The 9,331-nt window shown below is 50.2% G+C and carries 8 protein-coding genes and 2 pseudogenes; 9 read left to right on the top strand and 1 reads right to left on the bottom strand.

The window, feature by feature from the left end; all coding sequences use genetic code 11:
- The 5 genes and pseudogenes from O2S87_RS17065 to O2S87_RS17045 form a co-directional block, all read left to right on the top strand.
- A pseudogene (locus O2S87_RS17065) lies at window positions 1-105 on the top strand (IS5/IS1182 family transposase); the annotation flags it as partial.
- Window positions 106-248: 143 nt separating this feature from the next.
- Window positions 249-368 (top strand): annotated as a pseudogene (locus O2S87_RS17060) (transposase); the annotation flags it as partial.
- Between the two features lie 420 nt (window positions 369-788).
- Window positions 789-1,994: an IS4 family transposase gene (locus tag O2S87_RS17055; RefSeq protein WP_475409959.1), complete on the top strand. Its 1,206-nt coding sequence runs from the start codon at window positions 789-791 to the stop codon at window positions 1,992-1,994.
- 449 nt (window positions 1,995-2,443) lie between these two features.
- Window positions 2,444-3,769, top strand: a complete 1,326-nt coding sequence (locus O2S87_RS17050; RefSeq protein ID WP_475409958.1) for a Cdc6/Cdc18 family protein — start codon at window positions 2,444-2,446, stop codon at window positions 3,767-3,769.
- Between the two features lie 174 nt (window positions 3,770-3,943).
- Entirely contained in the window at window positions 3,944-4,759 is an 816-nt protein-coding gene (locus tag O2S87_RS17045; RefSeq protein WP_475409957.1) for a DUF262 domain-containing protein, read from the top strand.
- 161 nt (window positions 4,760-4,920) lie between these two features.
- On the opposite strand, the gene O2S87_RS17040 is transcribed toward O2S87_RS17045, so the two are convergent.
- Window positions 4,921-6,093, bottom strand: coding sequence for an ISH3 family transposase (locus tag O2S87_RS17040; RefSeq protein ID WP_475409956.1), 1,173 nt, complete (start codon window positions 6,091-6,093; stop codon window positions 4,921-4,923).
- Window positions 6,094-6,118: 25 nt separating this feature from the next.
- Between O2S87_RS17040 and O2S87_RS17035 the strand changes: the two genes are divergently transcribed.
- The 4 genes from O2S87_RS17035 to O2S87_RS17020 all read left to right on the top strand — a co-directional run bounded on the left by O2S87_RS17035 (window position 6,119) and on the right by O2S87_RS17020 (window position 9,218).
- Entirely contained in the window at window positions 6,119-7,252 is a 1,134-nt protein-coding gene (locus O2S87_RS17035; protein ID WP_475409955.1) for a GmrSD restriction endonuclease domain-containing protein, read from the top strand.
- 290 nt (window positions 7,253-7,542) lie between these two features.
- On the top strand, window positions 7,543-8,151 hold the full coding sequence (locus O2S87_RS17030) for a site-specific integrase (protein WP_475409954.1): 609 nt from the start codon (window positions 7,543-7,545) through the stop codon (window positions 8,149-8,151).
- Window positions 8,152-8,375: 224 nt separating this feature from the next.
- Window positions 8,376-8,891 (top strand): DUF7437 domain-containing protein, encoded by a 516-nt coding sequence (locus O2S87_RS17025; protein WP_475409953.1) that lies wholly within the window; start codon window positions 8,376-8,378, stop codon window positions 8,889-8,891.
- A gap of 6 nt (window positions 8,892-8,897) precedes the next feature.
- A complete protein-coding gene (locus O2S87_RS17020; protein WP_475409952.1) occupies window positions 8,898-9,218 on the top strand; it encodes a PIN domain-containing protein in 321 nt (106 codons plus the stop codon).
- Window positions 9,219-9,331: the final 113 nt, after the last annotated feature.

Genomic DNA, 9,331 nt, shown 5'->3' with positions numbered 1-9,331 from the left:
CATGCTCGGGTACAAGCATTCCTTGGACTGTGTCTCCGAGTAATAGTTGCAATCACGAACTACGAACAGGGTGAAAATCCAGGGCGGACGAAGCTTGTGGTATGAGATGAATTGTATGACACCCTCATATTATGGTAACTCATATGAATCGGATCAACGCTCTTGGGTAGAAAATTGTTGGTCAGTTCTCAGCAGTAGCTGGAAGTCACAGAGGGCAAGGGTGACACGTTCGTGTCACCCGACAAACGATGTTCCCAATCAAGACGTTTGTCTCGGAGCGTCGGGCCGCGAACCTGCTCCAACAGGTTCGCTGGCGTGACGGCGTCTATTGCCCATGCTGCCGTGCCGAATCCGTGATTCGGTACGGCAGATCGTTCCCTAGCTCTCACAACTCGGGTGATAGTCTGAAAGGACACACCCACCACTGTTTCAGCAATTTTTCGAAAGGGTCGACGAGCGAGGGAGGGAAAGGGCGTACTCAATAATTTTGCGAATGTTACACCTCGTTGAGAGAGACGATCTCAGACAGAAGCACAAGACACTCACCACCGTTTCATCAATTCACTCAAATTAGGGAAGAGGGCTGAACTCTAGAGACGTTCTCCTAAGGTAATAGTATATAAATCCCCTGAAAGAAGGTGATTATTATAGGTCAAAGCTAGTTTGAGCAGTTTTACTACTATACTAACTACTACTAGACGAAAACGTTATAATATAATAATAGAACTAATAAATGCCTGTTGCGTTTCGAGTATTTAAAACCGGCGTAAGCCGGTAGTGACGGCCTGATGTCTGTGATTAGTGATCAAAGATTAGGGCCGTCACCAGAAGAAACGAATCCAGGAAACTTCAATTCTACCCACTCCGTTTCGAGTGAGTTGTACTCGCTGCTCGACGCAGTCGACAGCGAGTCCATTGCCGACCAGTTCGAAATCGGCAAACACAGTTCAACTCACGACTTCGACAACCACATCAAAATCGCAGTCCGCGAGGGACTTGATCCATCAAGTTCCCTCGCTGAACTTGCAGACAAGACCGAGACAAACGACCAACTCGAGGCAATGGCTGCCTCAACGTTCTCTCGGTACACGAACGACCGCGACTACCGCGCGGTCGTTCGCTTCCTCTTCGCGTTACTCCACACGCCACAGCTGTATCATCAACGAGCCGTCCAACGAAAACGGCTTGAGTGGCTTACCCGCGGCGTTGTTGCTGTCGATGCAACAAACCTCGAACTTACACGCTCAGTCGTCGTCTCAGACGAGTTCGTCGGAGACGACGAGCAGACCTACAAAATTGACACAGATGATGGCGGACTTGAGCTTCACTGTGCTGCACGCGTGGATGGTGAACACAAGCACCCGCTCGGTGCAACAGTCACAGGAGGCGATACTCACGAAAGTCCGCAGTTCGATCACCTCAAGGACGATGTCGAGGTCTTCGCAGACCTCGACTCGATTATCTGGGTCTTTGACCGTGGATACACGCGTTATCTCCGGTTTTGTGAAATTAAACACAGCGACGATGACTTCGTCACACTGCTGCAGTCAGATGCTCGGCTCGACGTTCTGGAGCGCGTCCAGAACGTCGAAGTCACCAGCGAGAGTGAAACAAGGCAGATCCGTGATGACCGAATCGAACTCGCCGAGACTGGTGAAGAGTTTCGTCGGATCGTCTTGGAAACACCAGATGGAGAAGAGATCGAGTACCTGACGACGCTGGCGTCGTCAGCGTACGATCCTATTGACGTGATCAGCATCTACACGCTCCGGACAGTGATTGAGATTCTGTTTCGGGAGCTGAAACAGTATCTGAACATCGAGAACTTCCACTCAAAATCGCTAAACGGCGTCTTGTTCGAGTTGTTCGCTGCGTTGATTGGGCTGGTTCTGATCTACTGGCTGCGGCAACGCCACCCGGTGAAGGGTGGCGTGCCGCGACTCATTCAGAAAGTCCGGACGCACTGGAACAAATCGCTGGATACGTTCGGCTGAGTTCGTCTCACCCAACTGGGTCAGCCGTCGCCGACAGCGACGGCTTTGGCTAGAGAAGTCGAAACACGCTGTACTGACACTGGAAACCGCCTCATTCACTGCTCCGGATCGGTTACAACCTTGTCTGATCAAGATATTCTCGCTCAGTTAGCGCACTCAACCTCTTCTGGATCAAGTTGTTTTCTCGGTGGCTTTATCAACTCGAAACGCGACAAATAAATGCTCCGGCTGAAACGGATGTTATTCTACCTGAACAACGTGCATTCGTCTCATACAGTGAGTTCAGTCTATATCAAACCGTCACCCCCTTTTCACACGAGAATTGCTGAAACAGTGGTGTGGGTGCGATTCGTCTATTATCATCTATCTCTTATGGAACTTGCTATTGGAGACATTCGAGACATTCCTGAAACCGGGGTTTTATTATGTATCGATTATAGGTTCCGCATATGACTGAGTTTTCAGATACTTCGCCTATCTTCCAACAAGAAGAAGTTCTTCGTGAAGAATATCGACCTGACGATCTCCCAGAACGAAACACCGAAATGGAAGATCTCCATATGTCACTGGCTCCTGCAGCCCGAGGAGTCGGTGCCAATAACGTTTTTCTCCATGGGAAAGCTGGCCAAGGGAAAACTGCTGCTGCGAAAACAAAGCTCTCCGAACTCCAGGCACACGCCGAAGAAGAATCTGACCACCTAGATCTTACGACAGCATATGTCTCTTGTGAGTCTCACGACCTCTCTACATCATATAAAACTGCCTCCCGTATCTACCAAGAACTCACTGGAAACAGTCGTCCAACAGGCTATGCGACTGATGTCGTGATGGATATGATGTTCGAAGCAATGAATGATATCGGTGGCACGATTATTATTGTTCTTGACGAAATTGATACGCTCGGTGACGATGATCGGATTCTCTATAGTCTCCCACGAGCCCGAGCTCAGGACTACGTTAAAGATCACGTCTACCCCAGCATAATCGGTATCAGTAACGATCTGCAGTGGCGGGATAATCTTAGTCCGAAAGTGAAGAGTTCACTCTACGATGATTCTGTTCTCTTTTCACCATATGATGCGACACAACTCCAACAAATCCTTCGTCGCCGTGCAGCGAAGGCGTTTCGTGATACCGAACTCATCCCAATCTATGATGTCGACACCGGTGGAGATCAGAATGGAACGGTGGTCAAAATCGACCAATCTGAACAAGAGTATCTATTTCAAAGTGGCGTGCTGACCGACGACGTAATTCCACTTATCGCTGCGCTCTCGGCACAGGATACCGGAGATGCTCGACAAGCGATCAAATATCTTCGTAAGGCCGGTGAACTGGCGGACAAACACGGTGATGACTGGGTTAGTGCGGAACACGCTCGCGAAGCCCAAGCACTCGTAGAACGGGAAGCCGTCGTTGAGGCAATGCGAGAAATGACGACACAAGCCCATCTCGCCCTTGCCGCCCTCACTGCTTTAGAACTCTCTGGGGATGCTCCTGTCCGAGCAAAACCAATCTATGGCGTGTACAAGAGTGTTGCCTCACGAATTGATGCCGACAAACTCGGTCAGCGGCGATTTAAAGATCATCTCCGTGAACTCGATATGCAGGGAATTGCGGATGGAGAAAAGGTGACTGCAGGTTCGATTGGTGGGCCAGCATGGGAGTACCAACTCCAAGTCGATACCGAGATTGCAGTCGAAGTTCTCAAGGATACAGCTCGATTCGCAGATATCGATTTCGAGAGAATCAGTGCTGATCGACCGAACGCCTAGGTAGGTGAACAGCTTTTGAACCTCTATATGCCTTCTCGACACCCCACCGTTTCAGCAATTCCGATTAGATCCGAGGCCCCCCACTGTTTCATGAATTCTTTCTAGATAGAGTGATATGGCAAGCAGGGTGATAGCCCCGATCATCGTCTGAAGTCAGCTTACACAACTGTTTTTATGTCATACCCGTTTCTATTCCGGGTTATGGCCAGTTCAGATTCAGAGACTTTCAGCGGGTTTGTGACTGGAGATAAGCAATTTCAGGTACCGCTCTACCAACGGAACTATTCGTGGGAAGAAGAGCACGTCGAGGACCTTTGGGACGACTTGGTTGAAGCTGTCGAGATGGACCGCGATCACTACATCGGCACTTTTCTCCTCATGGAGAGTGAGGACGACGAGGGAATCACCCACAGTATCATTGACGGGCAACAGAGGCTCACGACGTTAACAATCCTACTCTTCGAGCTTCAGGAGCGACTCAACGAGCTTGGAAAAGAAACTGTGGCGCGTAAAATTCGAGGAGAGTATATCGCTCGATATGGGGCTCAGAAGCTTACTTTAGCAGGTGATGACGAGACGTTCTTCAAGCGGACGATCTTGGAGAATATGCTCGATGACGACCGCGAGGGCCAAAAGGATGATACACTCTCAGATGTCAAAACCGATAGCCCGTCGCAATCACGGCTACTCCAGACGAAAGAGGTACTTAGAGAAAAACTCTCAGATGGTGTGCCAACGAGTGCTCCACATAACGATCCGACTGAGTTCTATACCAACCTGTATCAGAAGATCCAGTCGCTTCCACTCTTGGAATATACAGTGAACTCACGAAGCGAGGCGGCACGCATTTTCCAGACAGTCAACGACCGTGGGAAGGATCTCACCGACTTAGAGATCACGAAGAGCTACCTGATGCACCGGGTTTCGCTCCTTGAAGACGGGGATCAAGCTGACGCCTATATTCGGTACTTCCCGAACACAGCTTCGTGAGTTGTGTTGAGTCACACTTCATCTGATCAAATGGTGAGCGGTAGCTGTGTGAAGAATGAGGTAGCGTTCACAGACAAATAGAATCAAGCGAGGGAAGCTCATATAGCCGTCAGAGACGGGTGCTGTAGCTCAGAGACGCTTACTTGAGGCCGCGGGCTGAGTCAGCCCGCGGCCGGTGCGTACGCTTCTGGCACACCGACACCGTTCATTTCGATCTCCCAACTCCGCTCTAGTTCCTCCTCTAAAGCGTGTCTGATCCAGTCAGAGAAGGTTTTGAACGTGAACTCTTCGGGCAGGTCGCGCCCGCCCCGCCGTGGGCGGGCGACGACCGCCCATCGAAGCACGAGCCAGAGGTTCTCCAGCAAGAATCCAACTAGTACGAACGCAAAGCGGACGATTGGATCCTGAGTTGTCGTTACCACCCGTGCTTGGCGGAAGACACGATAACTGGTCTCAATCGCCGAGCGTTTCCGGTAGAGCCGCTCGACCTGCTTCGGCGTGCGATCAGCCAGATCGCACGCCACATAGCCTCGAACGATCTCTCCGCTTTTGCCACGATCTCCGGCCTGGTAGGAGACAGCGACTGCAAGCGGGAATTTCAGTTCCCGCTTGCAGTCTTTGTACATCCGATAGGTCGTCATGTACGAGCAGTGCGTGTCTAGCTTCTTCTTCATGCGTTTACCCTTCTTTTGGACGGGAACGACAGTCGCAGCAATGTCACGTGACCGCCGCAAGATACGTTCATTGTAGAAGCCGCGATCAGCCAATAGAAGCTCTATTTCGAAGGGATAGGCCTCGATGCGGTCGAGGATACGCTCGACCGCATCGGCCTCTTTCTCATCGCTTCGCACGTACGTTGTTGCCAGCGTTACTGGCTTCCCGTTTGAGACGAGGTAAGCTGTACAGTAACGGTGACACGTTGTTGTACCGTCTTTGGCTGCCATTCGACAGAGTTCGCCGCTCACGTCGCTGTACGTTCCATGGTAAGGGTTATCGACAAAATCAATGGAGACGATCCTCGACCGGTCAGGGTCGAGGATCGTCATTGCCATCTCCTTGAGAAGGTCGTTAGCAATCCGTTCTAGCCACTCTCGATTGAGTGTATGGAGCCAGTCCATGACTGTATCGTCACAGGGAGCGTTGTCGTTGTTTTTGCAGGTTTCCCAGATGGACGTCTGGTTGACTGCTGCGAGGGTGACAGCAGGCCAGATCTCGCCGGAATCGAGGGACGAGCCCTCGATTCCCGGCAGCGGGAGCTGCTCAACGAGATCTTTCGCTAGTTCTTTCACGTCTGTGGCTGAAAGATGCCCGTCTGGCTGAGGAATTCTGAACACATTCACTCAACCAGACATCTTCTTGATGAGAGCTACGTTTCAGCTACAGCTCTCAGACCGGTTGGGAAGTACCGATATTGAGTCGATTCAGGAATCGTTCAACGAGATCTACGATTCCATAGAGAATATGTCATCTGGTCCGAGCGAAGATCGTATCCAGAGATACCACTTCATAATGTGGGATAAGGAATGGGGTGTCGGCTGGAATGATCGTAACTATCAGAACCATCTCGAACATACGAAGGATCATTTCCGCTCTGTTGCTGATGTCGCGGAGATCATCGACTACGTGCACGAGTTGGAGCGGATGTTCAGGCAACTCGATGAACTGTATAACCACAAGGAGAGGATTGCCAACGAAAGGGTTGATCACCACCTCTCAAATCTGTTCCTTGCGGGTCGTCTGGGTAATTTCTACCCGCTTCTAATGGTAGCCTACGACCAGTACAAGCGTGAGATGATAAGCGAGGATGAGTTTTGTAGACCTCTTGAGAATATCGAGACGTTCATCGTCCGAACCTACATCATTGAGCAGAAGAGTGCCGATACGGGTCGAACGCGAGCCTACCCTTTAGCTAGACGGCTCTACTATAACGCAAAGGACGAAGATCCAGACAGCGTATCTCAGTTAGACATCGACGGTGTAATCCGTCGTATTGAGCGGTACACTCACGACTATTGTAGCGACTCAAAGCTTGAATCGACTCTTGGAGATTCTAACGTTTATAAGTACTATCAGGGTTCGAACCGGCTAAACGAACTGCGGCTTCTCCTGTATACTTTTGAGAGCCACTTGGAGAGTAACGAAGAGAACATTCAGTTCCACGCTGATGAAGTGGTCAACGACGGCGATAGCTTCTCAGTGGAACATGTATGGCCGCAAACACCTTCTGATTCTCTCGATGAGGAGACACGGACACTGGTCGAAAAACATACTCATCGGCTTGGGAATCTCGGACTCATGACGCGCGAAGATAATGCTATCCAGGGGAACGATCCCTTCCTCGAAAAGAAAGCAACGTTCGACGGTTCGAAAATCCGGATGTTGGAAGAGATTTTCGAAAACGAGACATGGGGTGTTGAACAGATTGAGGAACGTGAAGAAGAGATGCTACGGGTAATTCGTGAGCAGTGGCCGGAAGGATACGAGTCTACGTAATGGCTCGTTGTAAGAGCACTCTCTGTTCTGTACTAAGCGATCACCACGCAAATTGAGCTACATCCAGTGCGACATTCGCATTCGCAGTCTTGCATAACAGCCTAATCGCATTGTAGAACTTGTTTCGTCCATATGGAACACTGAGTTAGCCAGCTACTCATTGACGCTTTGTACAAAAACCGTTAATCGGTCGGTGGGTAATTTCGTGAATCGGTCGATATTGGCCGTCTCAGTGGATCGGGTACTATCAGACCACGAATATTATATGCTGGTTTCTCATGACAAAGCGTATGCGCAAGGAACGAACCAAGGCAAAGCAACGAGATCTGTACAAGGTTTGGCTCACTGATGACGAGATAGAGCAACTTCGTCGAGCAGCAGTCTCCAGACGTGATGACCTCATCATCCAACTCGGGGCATTCGTTGGTCTCCGTGCTTTCGAAATTCCACAGGTCTGTCCTGAACATGTGCGTCGACTCGATGGAGGAGATCACTACCGTCTCCGTATCCCGCGGGGGAAAGACACTGACACCGGGAAGGGAAAACCCAGAGATGCGTATCTCCCAACCGATGTTGAACGGGATCTCTACCAGTTCGCACGCGATGAAGGTCTCGATGACGATGATCCATTCGTTGATCTCACACCAGGAGGTATCCGAGCAGTAGTCCGACGGACTGCCGAAGCTGCAGCTGAGCAGACTGGTGATCAGGATTTTACAGATGTGTCGAGTCACGATCTCCGACGTCGATTTGCCCAGCGCCTCCTTGTTGATGAGGGTGTCAATCCCCGGGTAGTCATGCAAGTCGGGGGCTGGTCCTCGTTTTCCGCCATCGAACCCTACCTGAATGCGCCAACAGAAGATGTTGTCAATCGTGCGTTTGAGGATGTAGGACTATGAGCAGTGATACCAACCTGACTTCGTTATTCTTCAGCATCAACCACCAGTTGAGTCTTCAACATAGCTAGGATAGCTCAATTAATCATAAACTGTATGTTGCTATGTCTAATCTGTCGTCAAAAATTCTAGTGTGAGTCTACAATTAACTGTTGAACGGGTTGTGAATAGTTCGTCTCAACGTTTATCAACAACACTTATTGCGAAATGCGTACAATTCACACCTAATGGCTACACGAGAAGCAGACTGGAATACTCCACTCGATACTGGGGGAGAGGCGTTTGAGATTCTTGCAAACGCCCGGAAGGCCTGGATCTACACCTATATTCGGTACCATCCAGACGCAGAGATTGACGATATTGTGAACTCCCTTGAGATTCCGCAGCGGACAGCGTATGATTATATCAATGATCTCGAAGCTGCAGGCTTCATTGAGCAATCGAACGAAGGTCGACCAGCAGAATACGTAGCTCGTGATGTGGATATTGAATTGACACAAGGAGATACCGAGCGCCAGATCACACCAGAATTGATCGAGGCTGTTGCCCGGCGAGAGAGAGATGACGATATCGACACCTACATCGAACGTCATGGGTTGGATGGACTTGCCGTCGCGCTTGAATACACCCGTGACTATGTCGAGGGGTCTGTCACCCACCACATCATGGCTCGTGAGCAAGATGTATCTTCATTAGAGGCCGGAATTATTCTCGACGCTCTCCGGCACGTCGTTGAAGAGTGATCAGAGATGGGTGATGAGAGCGTCATAATCTTCCTTGACTCTTCAGTGCTTATTAGCTGTGGTCGACGAGAAAATACGCGATTCCAGGCCTTAGCCCGGGAAGCACGCCACCGAGATGCTGTCTTTCGAATCTCTCCACAGGTATATACCGAACTGACGGGCAATGCGGCGATTGACGGTTACGAATCGAGCGATATTGCTATCGATAAGGCGTTACAGGAAGGGTGGATGAAAGTTACTGAGAGTCCATCATACGCTGTATCTGATGTCTCGAAGATTATGGATCGAGCGCGACGTTTTATTGCGACAGCTAGTGAGCCTGTCTAAGAATTCCACACCACCCGACACCTGATATCGGCCGAAGACACCGCTGCACAAATTGACAAACCGATTCAGTAGTGTTGTCGAAAAGAAAATCGAGTTCAGCTACCTAGCGATCG

The organism is Halohasta sp. A2, assembly GCF_056175805.1.
Note: the sequence above shows the minus strand (reverse complement) of the source record. Positions and strands in the feature narration are given on the sequence as shown.